This is a genomic window from Exiguobacterium sp. s22, from assembly GCF_018617455.1.
GTDB lineage: Bacteria > Bacillota > Bacilli > Exiguobacteriales > Exiguobacteriaceae > Exiguobacterium.
Genome location: NZ_JACSKD010000001.1, coordinates 158,139 through 178,528 on the forward strand (window position 1 = coordinate 158,139; position 20,390 = coordinate 178,528).

The following is a 20,390-nucleotide window of genomic DNA, read 5'->3' on the forward strand; positions in this document are numbered from 1 at the left end:
AAAACTTAAAGCAAGAACGATAGACAGCGCTTTCAGTTTTTCGTTACAATAGACGTGCCGATATTAAAGGGGACTAAGGGGGAAAACATATGAATATCCATGAGTATCAGGCGAAAGAATTGTTAAGAGAGTTTGGGGTAGCCGTTCCGACGGGTTATCCGGCCTTTACTGTTGAAGAAGCTGTGGCAGCTGCTGCGAAGCTTGACGGTGAAGTGAAAGTTGTTAAAGCTCAAATCCACGCAGGTGGCCGCGGTAAAGCCGGTGGCGTTAAACTTGCGAAGACAGACGAAGAAGTGAAGCAATACGCTTCTGAAATTCTCGGGAAAACGCTCGTGACACACCAAACAGGTCCGGAAGGAAAAGTTGTCCAGCGTCTCTATATCGAAGAAGGTTCTGCGATTGACCAAGAATTTTACTTAGGACTTGTGCTTGACCGTTCGATCGGCCGAATTGTCATCATGGGTTCATCTGAGGGTGGTATGGACATCGAGGAAGTCGCTGAACATTCACCAGAGAAAATTCATAAAGAAATCGTCGACCCGGTTGTGGGCTTACGTCCATTCCAGGCTCGTCGTCTCGCATTCAAGATGGAAGTTCCGACGAAACTCGTCAACAAGTTCAGTGACATGGTCATGAAGTTGTACAAAGTGTACGTTGAAACAGACTGCACAATTGCGGAAATCAACCCGCTCGTTACGACGAAGGACGGAAACGTGATTGCACTTGATGCGAAGTTGAACTTTGATAGCAATGCGCTTTATCGTCACTCTGATATCCTTGCGCTTCGTGACACGACGGAAGAGGACCCACGTGAAGTGGAAGCGTCGAAACATGACCTTAGCTACATCGCGCTTGACGGAAACATCGGTTGTCTCGTCAACGGTGCTGGTCTTGCGATGGCAACGATGGATATCATTAAACATTATGGCGCAGAACCCGCTAATTTCCTCGACGTAGGTGGCGGTGCGACAAAAGAAAAAGTAACAGAAGCATTCAAATTGATCTTGTCAGACGACCAGGTCAAAGGAATCTTCGTTAATATCTTCGGTGGAATCATGAAGTGTGACATCATCGCAGAGGGGATTGTCGCAGCGACGAAAGAAATCGGACTCGACTTGCCACTCGTCGTTCGCTTAGAAGGAACGAACGTTGATGCTGGGAAGCGCATTCTCGATGAATCTGGACTTGCGATTACAACTGCTAGCTCAATGGCTGACGGTGCAGAAAAAATCGCAGCACTTGTTCGATAAGGGGGAAACGACATGAGTATTTGGGCGAATAAAGATACGAAAGTCATCATTCAAGGGATTACAGGGAAGCAAGGTTTGTTCCACGGTGAACAAATGCTCGCATATAACACGAAATTAGTCGGAGGTGTCACACCTGGTAAAGGTGGAACGACCGTCCTCGACAACGTGCCAGTCTTCAACACCGTTTCTGAAGCGGTTGAAGCGACAGGTGCGAACGCATCGATCATTTACGTACCACCAGCATTCGCAGCGGACTCAATCATGGAAGCGGCGGATAGCGGAATCGAACTCATCATCTGTATCACTGAAGGAATTCCGGTTGTGGACATGATTCAAGTCAAACGCTATCTCGAAGACAAACCGGCTCGTTTGATCGGACCAAACTGCCCTGGTATCATTACGCCAGGAGAAGCAAAACTTGGAATCATGCCAGGTTACATTCATACGAAAGGGCATGTCGGAATCGTATCACGTTCAGGGACGCTCACGTATGAGGCGGTTCATCAGTTAACGACTGCGGGAATCGGTCAGTCGACAGCTGTAGGAATCGGGGGAGACCCGGTCAACGGAACGAACTTCATCGATACGCTTAAAGCATTTAACGAGGATGAGGACACGAAAGCGGTCATCATGATCGGTGAAATCGGTGGCACGGCTGAAGAAGAAGCGGCTGAATGGGTGAAAGCGAACATGACGAAACCGGTCATCGGCTTCATCGGTGGTCAGACGGCTCCTGAAGGCAAACGTATGGGACATGCTGGCGCCATCATCTCAGGTGGTAAAGGTACGGCTGCTGAGAAAATCAAGACATTGAACGCTAATGGAATCGAAGTCGCTGAAACACCAGCGGTCATCGGGGAAACATTGATTCGTGTCTTGAAAAATGAAGGGTTATACGAAGCGTGTGTCACGGGTCAACCGACGACATAAGAATCTTGAGGGATGCTTGCATCCCTCATTTTTTTAAAGGAGAGTTTGTGATGAATCAAACAATAGCTCGGTTTGCCGCTGAAAGAATTCCAGTTGAGTTTGTGCATCATTATTTAAACGGGACACTTGAAACGCATCGCACACAATTTACTCCACACGTTTGGAAACGGGCTGAAACGGCTCTTCATGCATCAGAAACGTACAGACAGTTCGTCACATGGGAGGATGAGTTATTCCCGAAACGACTGTTAGAAATTCCGAATCCACCGTACTGCTTGTTTTACGAGGGGGATTTAGAGGTACTACAAGAAAGAACGACTGCGATGGTCGGAAGTCGTGAGTTGAATCGAATCAGTCAATTGTTGGTGAATCACTATCACTCTTTAATAGAAGAAACTGTATCTGTTTCAGGTGGGGCCCTCGGGATTGATGGGCTCGTTCATGATTGTGCACTAAGCAAAAAACGTCCGACAGTGGCCGTACTTGGTGCAGGACTGAACAACCTTTATCCGAAAGCGAATCAACAGATGCTTTTACGGATTCCGGAGCAAGGAATTCTTTTGAGTGAGTATGCGCCAAACACACCCATTCAAAAATTTCAATTTTTGGAAAGGAATCGATTAGTGAGTGGTCTTGGTGATACGCTCGTCGTCATCCAGGCGAGGCGAAAAAGCGGAACGATGAATACGGTCGGACACGCTCTAGAGCAAGGAAAGACAGTGTTTGCCGTACCAGGTTCGCCACTCGATCCACTTGCTGAAGGACCGAACCGATTGATTGAAGAAGGTGCGATTCCATTGACGAATTCCGATCAATTTATTCGAGATCTCAAGATTGTACGTTGACAAACCGGTGAGAACATGAATATTATGGTAGGGATTTAAATGACCTCTAAAAGGGGAGCAGATGTATGGCAAAATATTTGGTGATCGTCGAGTCACCTGCGAAAGCAAAAACAATAAAACGTTATTTAGGTCCAAATTATATGGTTAAAGCATCGATGGGACACGTGATTGACTTGCCGAAAAGTCAACTTGGTGTCGACGTCGAACATGACTTTGAACCAAAATATATTACCATCCGTGGTAAGGGACCGGTATTGAAAGAATTGAAAACAGCGGCGAAAAAAGCCACAAAAATCTTTCTCGCGGCCGACCCCGACAGAGAAGGGGAAGCGATTGCCTGGCATTTGGCACGCGCGCTCGGTGTCGATGAAACGACAGAATGTCGCGTCGTCTTTAACGAAATCACGAAAGATGCGATTAAAGAATCGTTTAAACACCCACGTAAAATCAATCACGACCTCGTCGATGCACAACAAGCTCGTCGAATCCTAGACCGTCTCGTCGGGTACGGGATGAGCCCTTTATTATGGAAGAAAGTCAAAAAAGGGTTGTCCGCAGGGCGAGTTCAATCGGTTGCTGTGAAAATGATCATCGACCGTGAACGTGAAATCAATGCGTTCGACCCGGAAGAGTATTGGACAATCAAGCTCGACTTGAATCATGATGGGGAAACATTCGAGACCTCATTTTACGGAAAAGATGGGAAGAAGATGGAATTGAAGTCTGAAGAAGACGCGCAATCCGTCCTCGATGCCATCGATGATACGTTCAAAGTCATTGATGTGACGAAGAAAGAACGAAAGCGGAACGCTTCGTTACCGTTCACAACAAGTTCCTTACAACAGGATGCGGCACGTAAATTGAATTTCCGTGCGAAGAAGACGATGATGCTCGCCCAACAATTATATGAAGGAATCGACCTCGGTAAGAAAGAAGGAACGGTCGGTCTGATCACGTATATGCGTACGGACTCGACACGGATTTCAGATTTGGCGAAGACAGAGGCGAAAGAATACATCGAATCAACGTTCGGTGAAGAGTATGTCGCTTTGCAAAAACAAAAGGAAAAGAAAGCGGCCAATGCACAAGATGCGCACGAAGCGATTCGTCCGACATCAGCGCTCCGTGACCCGGCTTCTTTAAAACCTTACCTGTCTCGCGACCAGTTGCGACTTTATAAATTGATTTGGGAGCGGTTGATTGCGAGCCAAATGGCGCCAGCCGTGCTCGACACCGTCAAAATCGATGTTGAATCGAACGGGATGATCTTCCGTGCGAACGGGTCGACGGTCAAATTCCCTGGTTTCATGAAAGTATATATCGAGTCGAAAGATGATGACATCGAAGATACGAATCAAGAGAAGGAGGGGCTCTTGCCACCTCTAGAAGAAGATGACACAGTGAGCTTTGAAGCAATCGAACCGAAACAGCATTTCACTCAACCACCACCACGTTATACGGAAGCGCGACTCGTTCGAGCGATGGAAGAACTCGGGATTGGTCGTCCGTCGACGTACGCTCCGACCCTCGACACGATTCAGCGTCGTGGTTATGTCGTCTTGGAGGAGAAGAAGTTCTTGCCGACTGAACTCGGGGAACTTGTCATTGAGATGATTGATGAGTATTTCAACGACTTTATCACAGTCCAGTTTACAGCCGACATGGAGACTTTACTTGACTCAATTGAGCATAAAGAAGTGGAGTGGACAGAAGTCGTTGCCCCGATTTATCGTTCTTTCGAGAAACGATTGAAGCGAGCCGAAGAAGAAATCGAGAAAATCGAAGTGAAAGATGAACCTGCCGGAATCGACTGTGAAGTTTGTGGTTCACCGATGGTCATCAAAATGGGACGATACGGCAAGTTCATGGCATGTTCGAACTTCCCGAACTGTACGAATACGAAACCGGTCCAAGTGGAAATCGGTGTCCCGTGTCCGAACTGTAAAGACGGACAAATCGTTGAACGCCGTAGTAAAAAAGGTCGTCTCTTCTATGGATGCTCGAACTATCCTGAATGTGAGTTCGTGTCATGGGACAAGCCGGTTGCGAAACCGTGTCCAGTGTGCGACAGTTTAATGGTCGAGAAGAAAATTAAAGACGGCGTGAAATATCAATGTACGAACTGTACCCATACCGAGGTACATCAGCAAGAGGAGGATTAATGTTGCAACAACGTGTAACTGTAATCGGGGCCGGATTGGCCGGCTCCGAAGCGGCTTGGCAACTCGCTAAGCGCGGCATTCAAGTCGATTTGTATGAAATGAGACCAGTCCGTCAAACACCTGCGCACCACACGGACCAATTCGCCGAGCTTGTTTGTTCAAACTCGCTCCGTGCAAACGGTCTTCAAAATGCTGTAGGTGTCTTGAAAGAAGAGATGCGTACGCTTGACTCACTCATCTTGAAAGCGGCGGATACGGCAAGTGTCCCTGCTGGTGGCGCTCTTGCAGTTGACCGTCATGAGTTTGCAGGTTTCATCACTGAGAAACTAAAAAACCATGAGAACGTTACGGTCCATACTGAAGAATTAAAAGAAATTCCTGAAGGGATCGTCATCGTGGCGACTGGACCACTGACATCTCCTGACCTATCAGCCTCACTCAAAGCGTTCACCGGAGAAGATTACCTCTACTTCTATGACGCTGCGGCACCGATCTTAGATGGCGATACGATTGATCGTGACAAAGTGTATTTAAAATCGCGTTACGACAAAGGTGAAGCCGCTTACTTGAACTGTCCGATGACAGAGGAGGAATTTGACGTCTTTTATGAAGAGTTGATCAAAGCAGAGGTCGTTCCGCTTAAAGAGTTTGAAAAAGAGATTTACTTCGAAGGGTGCATGCCGTTTGAAGTCATGGCCGAACGTGGGAAGAAGACGCTTCTATTCGGACCGATGAAGCCGGTCGGTTTAGAAGATCCGAAGACAGGAAAACGTCCATACGCTGTCGTACAACTCCGTCAGGACAACTCAGCAGGGACGCTTTATAACCTCGTCGGATTCCAAACACATTTGAAGTGGGGAGAACAAAAGCGAATCATCCGTCTCATTCCGGGACTTGAGAATGCGGATATCGTTCGTTACGGTGTCATGCACCGTAACACGTTCATCAACTCACCGAGCTTGCTCAAACCGACGTATCAGGCACGTACACGCGACACACTCTTCTTTGCGGGTCAAATGACAGGTGTCGAAGGGTATGTAGAGTCTGCGGCATCTGGCTTATTGGCCGGAATCAATGCGGCGAAGATGATTGCAGGTGAAGAACTTGTCGTCTTACCGCGTGAGACGATGCTCGGTTCGATGGCGCACTACATTACAACGGCAGACGGGAAGCACTTCCAGCCAATGAATGCGAACTTCGGATTAGTTCCATCGCTTGAGGATGCTCCGAAAAAGATGAAAAAGCAAGAACGGTATGAGCGTTACGCAAACCGTGCGCTAGAGACGATTCAACAATATAAAGATCTTTGAACAGGAGAGCCAATTTTTGGCTCTTTTGTTTTGAAGTAAAATTTCAATTGTGTAATTTGTTTCATACTTTGAAAATTTTCAGATTATTGAACGACTATCTATTGTCACCATACATTCTGTATGCTATGCTAATTTCGATTTGACGAGAACATGCGTTTTTACGTGTCATCGAGGAGGCGATAAAATGGGATTCTTAGAGGATCGACAATCATTTTTACGCTACTGCCAAATTGAACGTCGACTGTCTCCTCATACGAAACGCTCCTACGAGCAAACGCTCGACCAGTACGCCGCATATTGCCAATCGACGCATCAAGATCCCTACGATGCACAGACGGCGCGGCGTTATTTATATGTCCTTTATGAGAAACAGTTGGCGACCTCGACCGTGTCCCAAAAAGTATCTTGCTTCAAGCAATTCGGGAAGTATATGGCAAGAGAACACGGGGGAGAACCACTGTTTCATGATTTGACCTCACCGAAGAAGAGACAGTCTTTACCGACCTTTGCTGTCCCGTCAGAAGTTGAGCAACTGTTAGAGGTCGCATCGAGACAAGATGATGCCTTCTTACGGGCGAGAGATGTCGCAATTATTGAAGTGTTGTACGGGACTGGCATTCGAGTCGCAGAACTATGTGGAATGAACCTTTCCTCGTATGATGAGGTCCTGTCTTTTGTTCACGTAATGGGAAAAGGAAAGAAAGAACGGTACGTACCGATCGGACAATATGCCGTGAATGCCTTACGACAATACATTGACATTCGTAAAGACATCGGACTCCCGACAGAAAACGCATTATTTTTGAGTCAAAAAGGGAATCGAATGACAACAGACCAAATTCGATATGTCATGAAACGGTTAAGAAAAGACAGTGGGGTACATAAGCCGCTTACCCCGCACTCGTTGAGACATAGCTTCGCGACGGACTTGTTGGAGCGAGGGGCGGATTTACGTGCTGTCCAAGAGTTGCTCGGGCATGAGTCCTTGTCTACGACCGGTCGGTACACTCACGTATCAACGGAACGACTCCGTTCAATCTACCAAGCGACACATCCAAGAAAGTAGGAGGTTACGATATGTTTCATGCAACAACGATTTTTGCAGTTCAACACAATGGTCAAAGTGCGATGAGTGGAGATGGCCAAGTCACATTCGGGAATGCCGTCATCATGAAAAATAAAGCGAAGAAAGTAAGACGTCTATACGGCGGAAAAGTCGTTGCCGGCTTTGCAGGAAGCGTAGCCGATGCGTTCACATTGTTTGAGAAGTTTGAATCGAAACTTGAAATGTATAACGGTAACTTACCGCGTGCAGCGGTCGAGCTCGCCAAAGAGTGGCGTGGCGATAAGATGTTGCGACAACTCGAAGCCTTGTTAATTGTCATGGATGCAGAACACCTTTTACTCGTCTCTGGGAACGGAGAAGTCATTGAGCCGGATGATGGCATCCTTGCAATCGGTTCAGGCGGGAACTATGCCCTTGCAGCAGGTCGTGCGCTCGTTCGTCATTCAGCTGAAAAATCTGCTGAAGAAATCGCGCGAGCCGCTCTTGAGATTGCAGGAGAACTTTGCGTGTATACAAATGATCAAGTCATTGTCGAAACGATCGGAGGCGCTGCTGAATGAATCGAGAATTGACACCTAGACAAATTGTATCGGAATTAGATCGGTTCGTAATCGGTCAAAAAGATGCCAAACGGGCTGTGTCGATTGCGTTACGAAATCGATATCGTCGTCAAAAATTGGATGCGGATCTTCGTGATGAAGTGACACCGAAAAATATTTTAATGATTGGTCCAACGGGAGTCGGGAAAACAGAAATCGCTCGTCGTTTGGCCAAACTTGTCGGGGCACCGTTCGTTAAAGTGGAGGCCACAAAGTTCACGGAAGTCGGTTATGTCGGTCGTGATGTTGAATCGATGGTACGCGACCTCGTTGAAGCCTCGGTACGTCTCGTCAAAGAAGAGAAAAAAGAAGATGTGAAAGAACCTGCCGAGCGCGCGGCGACAGAGCGATTGTTAGACGCCCTCCAAGGAAAGGCGAAAGCGACACCGAGTGCATCGAATCCGTTTGAGGCGCTGTTCGGTGGACAGACGCAACAACAGGAATCTACAACAGATACGTCAAAAAATGACCGAGCGCAGCTAGGTCGTTTGCTCGAACTCGGCGAATTAGAAGACCGAATCATTGAAGTAGAGTTGGAAGAGAAGCAAACGATGGATTTATTCCAGGGTCAAGGCATGGAAGGGCTATCGAATCTTCAAGACATGCTCGGCCAAATCGTCCCGAAGAAACGCAAACAGCGTAAACTAACTGTACGTGAAGCGAGACCACTTCTGATTGCGGAAGAAGCAGAAAATCTGTTGGACTTGAATGAAGTCCACGATGAAGCGGTGAAGCGAAGTGAGCAGATGGGCATCATCTTCGTCGATGAAATCGACAAAATTGCGACAAAGTCCCAAGACCACGCCGGCGTTTCCCGTGAAGGGGTGCAACGCGACATTTTACCAATTGTAGAAGGGTCAACGGTCGTGACGAAGTACGGGCCCGTTAAAACGGATCACGTGCTCTTTATCGCAGCGGGTGCGTTTCATATGGCCAAGCCGTCTGATTTGATTCCGGAGTTACAAGGGCGCTTCCCGATTCGTGTCGAATTGAACAGTTTGACCGAAGAAGACTTCGTCAAGATTTTGACGGAACCGTCTCAGGCACTTATCAAGCAGTATACAGCACTCTTGGAGTCTGAAGAGATCACGGTACGCTTTACGCATGAGGCGATTGAAGAAATCGCGAAGATTGCGACACATGTGAATCGGGAAACCGATGACATCGGTGCCCGTCGTCTCTATACGATTATGGAGCGGGTATTAGAAGATCTGTCGTTTGAAGCGGCGGATATGCCACAAACCACTGTGGAAATCACACCAGCTTATGTTCAGGAAAAAGTCGGATCGATTGCAGATGATCGCGACTTGAGTCAATACATTTTATAAGAATCTGTATGCACATACAGGGAGGAACAAGACATTATGAATTTACTAGACAAAACACGTCAATTGAACACGATGCTTCAACAAGAGGCGAGTGCGCATGTTGACTTTAAAGAAATGGCGGACAAAATGCGCGAAGTGCTGGAGTCCAATACGTTTATCGTGAGTCGTCGCGGTAGACTTCTCGGCTTTGCGATTAAACAACAGATTGAGAATGACCGAATGAAGGCATTCTTAGTAGACCGACAGTTCCCAGAGCCATATGCATCGAACTTGTTCAATGTGAAAGAAACGACAGCGAACATCGACATCGATAGTGAATATACGGCATTCCCTGTCGAGAACCATGACCTATTCCTTAATTCGAAGACGACGATCGTTCCAATCATCGGTGGAGGAGAGCGTCTAGGAACACTCGTCCTCGGTCGTTTGGCGAATGAATTCACGGAAGACGACCTCGTGCTTGCTGAATATAGCGCGACTGTCGTTGGTATGGAAATTCTTCGTGAGAAGGCCGCAGAGGCAGAGACGTCAGCACGTAAGAAGGCTGTCGTCCAGATGGCAATCAACTCGCTATCGTACTCTGAACTTGAAGCGATTGAGCATATCTTCGAGGAACTCGGAGGAAACGAAGGTCTTCTAGTTGCTTCCAAAATTGCCGATAGAGTGGGAATCACTCGGTCAGTAATCGTCAACGCACTTCGTAAATTAGAAAGTGCGGGCGTTATTGAGTCACGTTCTTTAGGAATGAAAGGAACGTATATCAAGATATTAAATGACAACTTCTTGTTTGAATTACAAAAACTGAAATCAAACTGAAATACAACTTTCGATGTGTGATTTCCATTGAAAACACTTTAAATAGGGACTTTATCCCTAAAAAACCGCTTTCCTAATCAGGGAGGCGGTTTTTTTTAGTACAAAAGTAATTATTTTCTGTTTTTAACGTTAATTCGACAAAAAGATGTTAACCCATTTACCTATGTTTTAAAAAATATCTTTCAAGACTGTTACAGATTTGTTTCAATGAAATAGTGGAATTTCCAAATCAGGTATATTCAGTAGTCATTATATGAAAGCGAGTGAACGCCATGAATTGGATTGGTAGTGACTATCAATTACTCAAGCAAGCCGTCAATCATGCAGTCCTCAATCAGAAAGTCATTAGTCATAATCTTTCGAACATTGATACGCCTAACTTTAAAGCGAAACAGGCAGTGTTTGAACAAACGCTCCAAAGTGAGATGCGCCTGAAGCTTCAAGGTGGACGTCCGAGCGATTCGACAGAATCTAAAGTCGTTGATCGTGCAGGTGGGGCGATGAGAAGTGACGGCAACAATGTCGACTTGGATTATGAGATGAGTGAACTGGCGCGAAACCAACTCCAGTATGAAGCGATGATGGAACAATTGAATCGCAGGCTCGGAGGATTAAAATCAGTGATTCGAGGAGGTCGTTAATCGATGGGTATGTTTGATAGTTTTCATATCTCAGCATCGGCATTAACCTCTCAACGTTTACGGATGGATACCGTATCCGCAAACATTGCGAACGCTCAGACGACACGAGGGAAGCTCGTGGATGGGGAGTGGCAACCGTATACGAGAAAGATGACCGTGTTACAGGAAGCGCCTTTCCGAAAGCAAATGAACGCCATCAATGGCGGGGTACAAGTATCACAAATCATTGAAGATGATGCCCCTTATAAGTTGGCCTATAACCCGAGTCATCCTGATGCGGACGAGCGGGGTTATGTTCAGATGCCAAACGTCGACCTCTTAAAAGAAATGGTCGACCTGATGGGTGCGACACGCTCTTACGAAGCAAACATCGCAGCGATGAACGCGTCAAAGGCGATGCTCGTCAAAGCGATGGAAATTGGTAAAGGATAAGGAGTGATGAAGGATGCAAATTAACCCGATTCAATTGATGAGCCCAGAAGTCACGCCATCAATCAACAAATCAACCCCATCTCAATTCGGGTCATATTTGAATGAAGCGATGAACGCTCTGAATGAAACACAACAAGCGACAAGTCAGGCCCGTAAAGATTTGGCCGTCGGGAAGGCTGACCTTCATCAAGTGATGATTCAAAGCGAAGAGTCGTCGATTGCGATGCAACTTGCCATCGAGGTGAGGAACAAGGCTGTTGAGGCCTATCAAGAAATGATGCGAATGCAAGTTTAATTGTAGAGGATGACAAGTTGCGATGAATGAACAATTAAAAGAACGATTCAAAACCATGACTGACTCCATAAAGGCGATGCCTGCAAAGCGAAAACTCGTATGGGGCATCTCGATTGCGGTCATACTAATCGCGGCCATTGTGCTCACGTTCTTGCTTTCAAGACCGAACATGGCACCTCTCTACACAAACTTGTCTGCTCAAGAAGCAGGTGAAGTGACGGAGAAGCTAACAGCGGACGGAGTGCAGTCGGAAATAAAGGCGACTTCGAACGGAGTAAGCGTGTATGTTCCGAATGAAATGGTCGATCAGTTGAAAGTGAGTCTGGCCGCAGCGGGAATTCCGAAATCTGGGTCGATTGACTACAGTTTCTTCAGTGAAAATGCTGGTTTCGGTACAACAGACCGTGAGATGGCAGTTATCGAACGAAGTGCGATGCAAACGGAGCTCGAGCGTCTTATCACACAAATCGAAGGAATCAATCAAGCGAAAGTCATCATCTCACTTCCTGAGAAATCTGTCTTCTTGGCAGAAGACCAAGGTGAGCCGACCGCATCTATCGTCTTGAACATCGGAGCGGGAACGAATTTAGATCCAAATACAGTAAAAGGTCTCTATCATTTGATTAGTAAAAGTGTCCCGAACTTGAAACCGGAAAACATTTCAATCATGGACCAATACTTTACGTATTATGATCTCGACCAAACCGTTGTTGCTGGAGGTTCTTCATCAGATCCGTTGGCACTCAAGAAACAAGTCGAAAAAGACGTCCGTCAACAAATCCAGCAGATGCTCGCAGTGTTGCTTGGTGAACGGAACGTACTCGTCTCCGTCACGGCTGATATTGATACGACCCAGACGGCGGAAGAGCAAAATCTTGTCACGCCAGTTGATGAAGAGAATATGGAAGGGATCGTGACATCGGCCGAGCGAATCGCTGAAGCTTATACGGGTGGAACCGGAACAGCGACAGAAGCGACGGGAACTGGCGAGAATGACACAATCAACTTCCCTGCAGCGACCGGCGATAGTACGGAAGAAAGTGAAAAGAATCATGAAATCATCAATTATGAAGTCAACCGCATCACCAAACAAATTCAAAACGCACCGTATACGATTCGTGACCTTGGCGTTCAACTCATCGTTGAACCACCAGATGGCGCGACAACGATCGATCCACAGCTAGAAGGTGACTTGGAGACGATGATGTACTCAATCATCCGAACATCGCTAGCGAAGACGGATGAAGCCATCACGGATGCTGAACTTGAACAGAAAGTCGTCGTTGTATCGAGACCGTTCGCTGAAGTGGAAGAGGTTGCGGCATCAGAGCAACCGACACCATGGTGGATGTATGCGGCAGCAGCCGGAGCAGTTGTTCTTCTCGCCCTCGTCTTCTTCGCGATGCGTCGTCGCAAACAGGAAGTGGTGGAAGAAACGAACGAATGGGAAGTTCCGTATGAAGATGAAGTACCTGACCTAGACCTCGAAGAACGAGGCGAAGGGGCAGTGAAGAAGAAACAGCTCGAAAAATTAGCTGAAAGTAATCCAGAAGAGTTTGCTAAACTGCTTCGTACTTGGATGTCTGAGGAGTGAGTAACGTGAACTATGCAAAACAATCGAATCGCGAAAAAGCAGCGATGCTCATGATTTCCCTGGGACCGGAAGTGGCAGCGAACGTCTACAAACATCTTTCAGAAGAAGAGATGGAACAATTGACGCTTCAAATCTCAGCGCTCAAAAAGGTGTCCCCGGAAGAAAAAGATAGCATTCTCGGTGAGTTTCATGAACTCGCCATGGCGCAAAGTTATATCACTCAGGGTGGAATCGGGTTTGCGAAGACCGTTCTTGAAAAAGCGGTTGGAGAAGATAAGGCGATGGCATTGATTCATCGTCTCACCTCTACGCTTCAAGTAAGACCGTTCGAGTTTGCTCGTAAAGCAGACCCGAAACAATTATTGAACTTTATCCAAAATGAACACCCTCAAACGATTGCATTAATCTTAGCGCATTTAGAACCGGTCAAGTCGGGACAAATCTTATCGGAACTTCCACCCGAAATTCAATCGGAAGTCGCGAAACGGATTGCCACGATGGATCGACTCAATCCGGATGTGATTCACGAAGTGGAACAAATCCTTGAAAAGAACCTGTCGCAGACGGATATGCAAGATTATGCGCAGTCTGGTGGAATCGAGGCGGTAGTCGAAGTGTTGAACGGTGTCGACCGGACGACGGAACGCACCATCCTCGATGCACTCGAAATCGAAGATCCAGAACTCGCAGAAGAAATCAAAAAACGGATGTTCGTCTTCGAGGATATCGTCACACTCGATTCTCGTGCGATTCAACGAATCATTCGCGAAGTCGCGAACGACGACTTATTGCTCGCACTCAAAGTGTCATCAGAAGAAGTCAAACAAATCATCTTCAAAAATATGTCCCAACGGATGGTCGAAACGTTCAAAGAGGATATGGAATTCATGGGACCTGTGCGGTTGCGTGACGTCGAAGAAGCACAGAGTCGAATCGTCGGAATCATTCGTCGCCTAGAAGATGTCGGTGAGATTGTAATCAGTCGAGGTGGAGGAGATGACATCGTTGTCTAATGTGATTAAACGTCAACGTGCAACGTCAAATGTACCCCAACGAATTGAATCTATGCGGCTAGAAGCCCCTGTTCTCGAAACGCCTGAAGGAATTGATCATCACGCTGTCATTCAATCGCAATACGAAAAGCTGAAACAAGAAGAAGAAGCGTTTCAGCAATTCCAGTTGACAGAACTTGAACAATTAGAGCGTTTCAAACAAGAAGCATACGAAACAGCCCGCGCTGAAGGCTATCAAGAAGGTCTTCTTCAAGGGAGACAGGACGGATTGAACGAGTTTGATGATCTCTTGACCCGTTTGAACTCAGTGTCCACCGAATTAGAACTTCTGTTTGAAGAAAAGTGGAGGCGAGCGGAGCAACAACTCATTGAGTTGGCAGTCTCAGTCAGCGCCTATGTGACGACGGAGCTTGTTCGAAAAGACGAAGAATTATTTGCGACAATGATTCGAGAGCAAATGACTCAGCTGATTGATGCCGAAGCACTCACAATCTTTGTTCATCCAACTCGACTCGCATCGATCCAACAATTTGAATCGATGTGGAAGACGGATGAAACGCCACCTCTGAAATATCGTGGAGATGGTTCCTTAGATGAAACAGCAGTGCGAATCGAATCACCACATCGTGGCAATGAAGTCGATTTATCGTATAGCTTCGAACGAATCCAAGCCAAAATCGAGGAGGTTTTAGCGGATGGCGCTTATTGAGAAGGTCATGGAATCGATCAATCAGTTCTCAGATGGCGAATTTACTCGTAAAATCGGTCGAGTCTGCCGAGTCGTCGGCTTAATGATTGAATCCAATGGACCGAGCGCGTTCGTCGGAGAGCGATGTTTGATTGTCCTTCCTTCGAATGAAACGGTTGAAGCAGAAGTAGTGGGCTTCAATGAAGAACGCGTACTGCTGATGCCATACGGTGAAACCACACAGATTGCGCCGGGATGTCTCGTGAAAGGAACTGGCAAGATGCTTCAAGTTCCTGTAGGCGAAGAACTGATTGGTCAAGTGCTCGATGGGTTAGGGCGACCATTGTCTGGCGAACGGCTTGTGACCGGAAAACGTTACGATGTACAACGAAAACCACCAAACCCATTGAATCGACCGAGGATTTTGGATGCGCTCTCGACAGGCGTCCGGATGATTGATGGTCTACTGACTGTAGGGAAAGGTCAACGGGTCGGATTGTTCGCCGGATCCGGGGTCGGGAAGTCGACCTTACTTGGAATGATCGCCAAACGTTCTTCGGCTGATATAAACGTCATCGCATTGATTGGAGAACGTGGTCGCGAAGTAAAAGAGTTCATCGAAAAAGAGCTCGGACCAGAAGGCATGGCTCGTTCAGTCGTGATTGTTGCGACGAGCGACCAACCTCCACTCGTTCGCTTAAAGGGAGCCTATACGGCAACCGCGATTGCCGAATATTTCCGAGATCAAGGGAAAGAAGTGGTCCTGATGATGGATTCGGTCACGCGATTTGCGATGGCACAGCGTGAAATTGGCCTCGCAACTGGCGAACCGCCGACATCAAAAGGATACACGCCATCCGTATTCGCCATGTTACCTCAACTATTAGAGCGAAGCGGAACGGCAGCTACCGGTTCAATTACTGCATTTTATACGGTACTCGTCGATGGAGATGATATGAACGAACCGATTGCCGATGCCGTGCGTGGGATTTTAGACGGACACTTCGTCATGGACCGGGCGCTCGCAAACCGCGGGCAGTTTCCCGCCATCCATGTGCTGAAATCGATCAGTCGGGTCATGAACCAGATTGCATCGCCGTCACATAGGGAAGCGGCTCAAACGTTTCGTAGTTGGCTCGCGACGTATATCGATGCAGAAGATTTGATTAATATCGGAGCGTATAAAAAGGGCACCAACCCTTCAATTGATACCGCCGTTGAGAAATATCCGTACTTGCTGACGTTTTTAAAGCAATCGATTGAAGAAGACGCCGCATTCGAACAGACGATGACACACTTGTCACACATCGCGCGAGGTGAATCATGAACAGACTTATATTAGAACGAATCATGCCGATTGCAGAACATGAGAAAGAGGATGCTGCCATTGAAGTGAGAAGTTTTAAGGCAAAACTTGAAACGGAAATGGAGAAACTATATGAACTGCTCCTCATGTATGAGGCGTTGATCAAACATCAGGACGAACAGTCCGGAAACATCGACCTTCTCATGTCGCAGTATCGAGAAAAGACGCGAGAGCAAGTGAAACGTCAAATCGAAACACAACAGCTCGTCGTTCAGCAAGCACGCAATCGCTACCATGCATCGCAGGAACGTTTGCTTGGCAAAGTAGTAGAAGAAAAGAAATACGTCACGCTACACGAAAAAGTCAGTCTGCATGAGACGACAGTAGCAAAACTTACGGAGCAACAGATGATGGATGAACTTGCAGTGATTCATCATGGGAAAGGGAAGTAGCATGGCAAAAGAGAACAATAAACGAGGCAAGCAAATGATTGTGGCGTTAGTCCTCATTCCGGCAATCTTCATCTTAGTCGGTGGAATTGTCGTCATGAACTATGCGATGGATCGCCCCCTCTTGTCTGTTCCATTTTTAGAAACGAGCGATGACCAATCGGAAGTGACAAAAACGACTGAAACGAAAGTCAACGTAACGGGAATCGATTCGGACACAGCGAACCGATTGAAGGCCGCGAATAGCGAGATTGAAAAGCTTCGTAATGAAAATGTTGAACTGACGAATGAAGTAAAAGCGAGACAGAGCGAGATTACGGATTTGATTCGTGAACGAGACCGACTCGTCGCTGAACTTGAAGCTGCGACTAAAGAGGAAGCGACGTCATCTGATGTGGCGAGTGTATACGAAGAAATGTCGGCCAAGCAGGCGGCAGCCATCATGGGAGAACTCGAAAGTCCACAAGTGGCTGAACTGTTGAAGGAGCTATCGGCTAAACAACAAGCGGACATATTAGGTCGAATGAATGCACAACAGGCTGCGGTTGTGACGCAGCTTCTCCAATGAATAGGAAAAAGGAGGGCCAACATTGAACATCGCTTTATTGACACAAGCCATTCAAGGGTCGATGGCTCGCACCGGAGTGGCAGAAGGCGAATCACAGGGGGCGGGCGGTTTTTTAAGCCTCTTATCTGCGATGCTCGCGCCGATGCAAAGTTCAGGGGAGCAGGCAGGGCTTCCTCAGCTTGAAGAAGGTGTGCTTCCTGAAGAACCAGTCGACTTAGAAAAATTGGCACAAGAACTCGAAACGTGGTTTCAAAAACCTGATACGTTGAAGTGGCTCAAATCACTTCCGCAAGATGCGTATCGGACATTTATAGACGCATATGTAGGGTTACTCGGGCAACTGTCTAATCCGTCGCCTGAAACAGAAATCTCGTCTTCGGTTTTACCGATGATCACTCAGACTGCGACTACGCCGAAAGTCCATATTACGAAGCAAACAGAGGGGAATGCTCAGACGACCAACATTTCACTTACTCAGCCCGTTCCAAACCAAGAACTTGCCAAACATGTTCAAACGATGCAACGGATTATCACACAGTATAAAGGACCGGTCGAAGGCACATTGAAAGATGTTCCCGTCTTGCCGAATGTTGAAACGGTGGAAGTCGCAAAACCTGCACGACAACCGAACAATGTGGAATGGATGCCGAAAGGAATGAGCTGGTCGAAACCTCAAATCGATGTCGATACCGTCATGTATGCCTCTAAAGGTTCTCTTCCTGAAAACTTGCAGGCTCGGATTGAGGCGGCGCTTCAAAAGGCACCATTCAAAAGTGGGGCAGACGGTTCTAAAGTATTCACCGTCAGACTCTATCCGGAACAACTCGGGGAACTCGTCGTCAAGCTAGAGCGAAAGAATGGAGAACTGGTAGTCAAGATGTTCGCTAGCAATCAAGAGGCGAAGCAATTGATTCAGTCACAAGTCCAACAGTTGCAACAAACGTTGACACCGCACTCGCAAAACGTTCGGGTCGAGGTTAACTTGACACAGCAAGCGCTCGAGACAAAGTCAGCGATGTCAGACGGTTCTGAGCAACCGGAACAAGAGCAACCACAAGAACAGCCTAAAGGAGGGTCTGAAGATGACGAGCATCCAACCGAAGACGAATGATTACACATTGCCAGACCAGTCGCTCCCAAAAGCGACGAATCAATACGATAAAGACATGTTCATGAAGTTACTGCTCGCTCAAATCGCGAACCAGGATCCGATGTCGCCGATGGAAGACCGCGAGTTCATCGCACAGATGGCGCAGTTCTCGTCTCTCGAACAAATGCAAACCATCTCGAAACAACTCGATTCTGTTCTCGTCGACCGTCACATGTCGTCGATTTCTGAATACAGTAGCATGATTGGGAAAACGATCGACTTCACATCTGAAACGAGTGAAGAGACGACGAAAGGCTCAGGTCGGGTCGTATCCATTTCACGAAACGACTTAACAGGGTATATGGCCGATCTTGAAGACGGCACATCTGTCAGCGTGTACGATATCACATCCATCAAATAATCATAGGAGGAATGCATTATGTTAAGAGCAATGTACTCAGGAATCAGTGGATTGAAGAACTTCCAATCGAAGCTAGACGTCGTCGGGAACAACATCGCCAACGTCAACACGTTCGGTTATAAAAAAGGTCGCGTCACGTTCAAAGACCTCGTCAGTCAACAAGTTGGTAGTGCGTCGGGTGGTAACGGAACGACTGCAGGCGGAATCAACCCGAAAGAAATTGGACTAGGTGGTACGATGGCAACTGTCGATAACGTCTATAACCAGGGTGCTATGCAAAACACCGGCCGTGCTCTTGATGTCGGAATTTCAGGCGAGGGCTTTTATGTTACTCGTACAGAAAACGGCTTCCAATATACTCGTGCTGGTAACTTCTACACAGATAATGATGGAAACCTTGTCACAGGAGACGGAACGTTCTTACTTGCATCACGTACAGCGACGACACCTCCATTGACACCACCAGCAACGACTCCACCACTCAATGCTGTTGAAACTCCGATCACACCGTACGATCCAACTGTAACTCCAGGTCCTACACCTGCATATGGTCGTATTCAGATTCCAGCAACTGCTAAGGCTATTTCTGTCGCAAAAGACGGGAAAGTTAGCTTTGTAGATGACGCAGGTAAGCTACAAATGGCAGGTTATATTGTCACAGCGAATTTTGCCAACAACGCAGGTCTTTCAAAAACTGGTGCAAACAATTTTTCTGAATCACAGAACTCAGGTATTCCACAGATTGGGATTCCAGGAGCTGATGGTAGAGGGTCGCTCGTCTCAGGCGCACTTGAAATGTCAAACGTTGACCTTTCGGAAGAGTTCACAGAAATGATCGTGGCACAGCGTGGATTCCAGGCGAACACACGAATTATCACAACATCGGACGAGATTCTTCAAGAACTCGTTAACCTGAAGCGCTGATGATTCGCGTCACGGCATTTCGCGGTGAGGAGTTCGTGCTCAATGCTTTGCTCATCGAAACGGTGAAGGCAGAGCCCGACACGATCATCCAATTGTTTAATGGCAAAACGTATCTTGTAAAAGAATCAAAAGATCAAATCATTGAACGAACTGAAGCCTTTTATCGCTCAATCGGTTTAGTTGGAACGATGTTCACAAGAGGTGAAGAAGATGAGTGAAGAAGAAAAGAAAAAAGGTGGCGGCCTGAAGGTCGTGATCATCCTGCTTGTCGTCCTTCTCGTCATGGGCGGTGCCGGATTCATGACTTACAAATATGTCTTTGGGGATAACGTCACTGCTAAAACGAAACCGGTCACGGCCGAAGAGTTGGCAGAACGCAGTTTTATGACTGATGACATGACGACGAACATTCAAGACGAGCGTTTCATCAACGTGCAATTTACGATTGTCACGGATTCTGCAGACACGAGAGAAAATTTAGAACTTCGTAAGTTTCAAGTGCACAACGTCATTCTCGGTGACCTGTCCGGGATGACGAAAGCGCAGTTGGCAACAAAAGAAGATATGCAAAAATTCGAACAAACATTACGAGAACAACTTAACGGACTGCTTGAAGAAGGTGAAGTCCAACGCGTCTATATGACGAAGAAAATTATTCAGTGA

At 47.0% G+C, this 20,390-nt stretch carries 23 protein-coding genes; all 23 read left to right on the forward strand.

The features are described 5' to 3' along the window. Positions 1 to 89: 89 nt before the first annotated feature. The gene (gene sucC / locus KNO94_RS00840; protein WP_214740071.1) at positions 90 to 1,250 is read left to right on the forward strand and encodes an ADP-forming succinate--CoA ligase subunit beta; all 1,161 of its coding nucleotides are present in this window, start codon (positions 90 to 92) and stop codon (positions 1,248 to 1,250) included. Positions 1,251 to 1,262: 12 nt separating this feature from the next. After that, positions 1,263 to 2,180, forward strand: coding sequence for a succinate--CoA ligase subunit alpha (gene sucD, locus KNO94_RS00845; protein ID WP_026826262.1), 918 nt, complete (start codon positions 1,263 to 1,265; stop codon positions 2,178 to 2,180). Positions 2,181 to 2,230: 50 nt separating this feature from the next. Continuing rightward, complete coding sequence (dprA, locus tag KNO94_RS00850; RefSeq protein WP_214776833.1) at positions 2,231 to 3,025, forward strand: DNA-processing protein DprA; 795 nt, start codon at positions 2,231 to 2,233, stop codon at positions 3,023 to 3,025. Positions 3,026 to 3,090: 65 nt separating this feature from the next. After that, complete coding sequence (topA, locus tag KNO94_RS00855) at positions 3,091 to 5,187, forward strand: type I DNA topoisomerase (RefSeq protein ID WP_214776835.1); 2,097 nt, start codon at positions 3,091 to 3,093, stop codon at positions 5,185 to 5,187. Beyond that, the gene (gene trmFO / locus KNO94_RS00860; RefSeq protein WP_214740077.1) at positions 5,187 to 6,497 is read left to right on the forward strand and encodes an FADH(2)-oxidizing methylenetetrahydrofolate--tRNA-(uracil(54)-C(5))-methyltransferase TrmFO; all 1,311 of its coding nucleotides are present in this window, start codon (positions 5,187 to 5,189) and stop codon (positions 6,495 to 6,497) included. The genes topA and trmFO overlap by 1 nt, the downstream gene beginning before the upstream one ends. 184 nt (positions 6,498 to 6,681) lie before the next feature. Continuing rightward, entirely contained in the window at positions 6,682 to 7,563 is an 882-nt protein-coding gene (locus KNO94_RS00865) for a tyrosine-type recombinase/integrase (RefSeq protein ID WP_214740079.1), read from the forward strand. 11 nt (positions 7,564 to 7,574) lie between these two features. Continuing rightward, complete coding sequence (gene hslV, locus KNO94_RS00870) at positions 7,575 to 8,123, forward strand: ATP-dependent protease subunit HslV (RefSeq protein ID WP_214740081.1); 549 nt, start codon at positions 7,575 to 7,577, stop codon at positions 8,121 to 8,123. Next, positions 8,120 to 9,490, forward strand: coding sequence for an ATP-dependent protease ATPase subunit HslU (hslU, locus tag KNO94_RS00875; RefSeq protein ID WP_214776836.1), 1,371 nt, complete (start codon positions 8,120 to 8,122; stop codon positions 9,488 to 9,490). The genes hslV and hslU overlap by 4 nt, the downstream gene beginning before the upstream one ends. Before the next feature lie 36 nt (positions 9,491 to 9,526). Continuing rightward, complete coding sequence (codY, locus tag KNO94_RS00880; RefSeq protein ID WP_214691812.1) at positions 9,527 to 10,306, forward strand: GTP-sensing pleiotropic transcriptional regulator CodY; 780 nt, start codon at positions 9,527 to 9,529, stop codon at positions 10,304 to 10,306. Between the two features lie 272 nt (positions 10,307 to 10,578). Continuing rightward, positions 10,579 to 10,947, forward strand: a complete 369-nt coding sequence (gene flgB, locus KNO94_RS00885; RefSeq protein ID WP_214740091.1) for a flagellar basal body rod protein FlgB — start codon at positions 10,579 to 10,581, stop codon at positions 10,945 to 10,947. Positions 10,948 to 10,950: 3 nt separating this feature from the next. Continuing rightward, on the forward strand, positions 10,951 to 11,379 hold the full coding sequence (gene flgC / locus KNO94_RS00890; RefSeq protein ID WP_214740093.1) for a flagellar basal body rod protein FlgC: 429 nt from the start codon (positions 10,951 to 10,953) through the stop codon (positions 11,377 to 11,379). Between the two features lie 13 nt (positions 11,380 to 11,392). Next, the gene (gene fliE, locus KNO94_RS00895) at positions 11,393 to 11,674 is read left to right on the forward strand and encodes a flagellar hook-basal body complex protein FliE (RefSeq protein WP_214776838.1); all 282 of its coding nucleotides are present in this window, start codon (positions 11,393 to 11,395) and stop codon (positions 11,672 to 11,674) included. A gap of 22 nt (positions 11,675 to 11,696) precedes the next feature. After that, positions 11,697 to 13,268 (forward strand): flagellar basal-body MS-ring/collar protein FliF, encoded by a 1,572-nt coding sequence (fliF, locus tag KNO94_RS00900; RefSeq protein WP_214776840.1) that lies wholly within the window; start codon positions 11,697 to 11,699, stop codon positions 13,266 to 13,268. Between the two features lie 5 nt (positions 13,269 to 13,273). Continuing rightward, a complete protein-coding gene (gene fliG, locus KNO94_RS00905) occupies positions 13,274 to 14,281 on the forward strand; it encodes a flagellar motor switch protein FliG (RefSeq protein WP_026826250.1) in 1,008 nt (335 codons plus the stop codon). A gap of 1 nt (position 14,282) precedes the next feature. Beyond that, a complete protein-coding gene (locus KNO94_RS00910) occupies positions 14,283 to 14,990 on the forward strand; it encodes a FliH/SctL family protein (protein WP_353047811.1) in 708 nt (235 codons plus the stop codon). After that, the gene (gene fliI, locus KNO94_RS00915; protein ID WP_214776844.1) at positions 14,977 to 16,296 is read left to right on the forward strand and encodes a flagellar protein export ATPase FliI; all 1,320 of its coding nucleotides are present in this window, start codon (positions 14,977 to 14,979) and stop codon (positions 16,294 to 16,296) included. The genes KNO94_RS00910 and fliI overlap by 14 nt, the downstream gene beginning before the upstream one ends. Further along, the gene (locus KNO94_RS00920; protein WP_214776846.1) at positions 16,293 to 16,727 is read left to right on the forward strand and encodes a flagellar FliJ family protein; all 435 of its coding nucleotides are present in this window, start codon (positions 16,293 to 16,295) and stop codon (positions 16,725 to 16,727) included. The genes fliI and KNO94_RS00920 overlap by 4 nt, the downstream gene beginning before the upstream one ends. A 1-nt stretch (position 16,728) precedes the next feature. Then, positions 16,729 to 17,292 (forward strand): MotE family protein, encoded by a 564-nt coding sequence (locus KNO94_RS00925; RefSeq protein WP_214776848.1) that lies wholly within the window; start codon positions 16,729 to 16,731, stop codon positions 17,290 to 17,292. Positions 17,293 to 17,314: 22 nt separating this feature from the next. Continuing rightward, positions 17,315 to 18,403: a flagellar hook-length control protein FliK gene (locus KNO94_RS00930; RefSeq protein WP_214776850.1), complete on the forward strand. Its 1,089-nt coding sequence runs from the start codon at positions 17,315 to 17,317 to the stop codon at positions 18,401 to 18,403. Then, the gene (locus KNO94_RS00935) at positions 18,375 to 18,803 is read left to right on the forward strand and encodes a flagellar hook capping FlgD N-terminal domain-containing protein (RefSeq protein WP_026826244.1); all 429 of its coding nucleotides are present in this window, start codon (positions 18,375 to 18,377) and stop codon (positions 18,801 to 18,803) included. Before KNO94_RS00930 ends, KNO94_RS00935 begins: the two co-directional genes overlap by 29 nt. 18 nt (positions 18,804 to 18,821) lie before the next feature. Then, entirely contained in the window at positions 18,822 to 19,727 is a 906-nt protein-coding gene (gene flgG, locus KNO94_RS00940; protein WP_214776852.1) for a flagellar basal body rod protein FlgG, read from the forward strand. Further along, positions 19,727 to 19,945, forward strand: a complete 219-nt coding sequence (locus KNO94_RS00945) for a flagellar FlbD family protein (RefSeq protein WP_214740112.1) — start codon at positions 19,727 to 19,729, stop codon at positions 19,943 to 19,945. Before flgG ends, KNO94_RS00945 begins: the two co-directional genes overlap by 1 nt. Then, the gene (locus tag KNO94_RS00950; protein ID WP_214740114.1) at positions 19,938 to 20,390 is read left to right on the forward strand and encodes a flagellar basal body-associated FliL family protein; all 453 of its coding nucleotides are present in this window, start codon (positions 19,938 to 19,940) and stop codon (positions 20,388 to 20,390) included. Before KNO94_RS00945 ends, KNO94_RS00950 begins: the two co-directional genes overlap by 8 nt.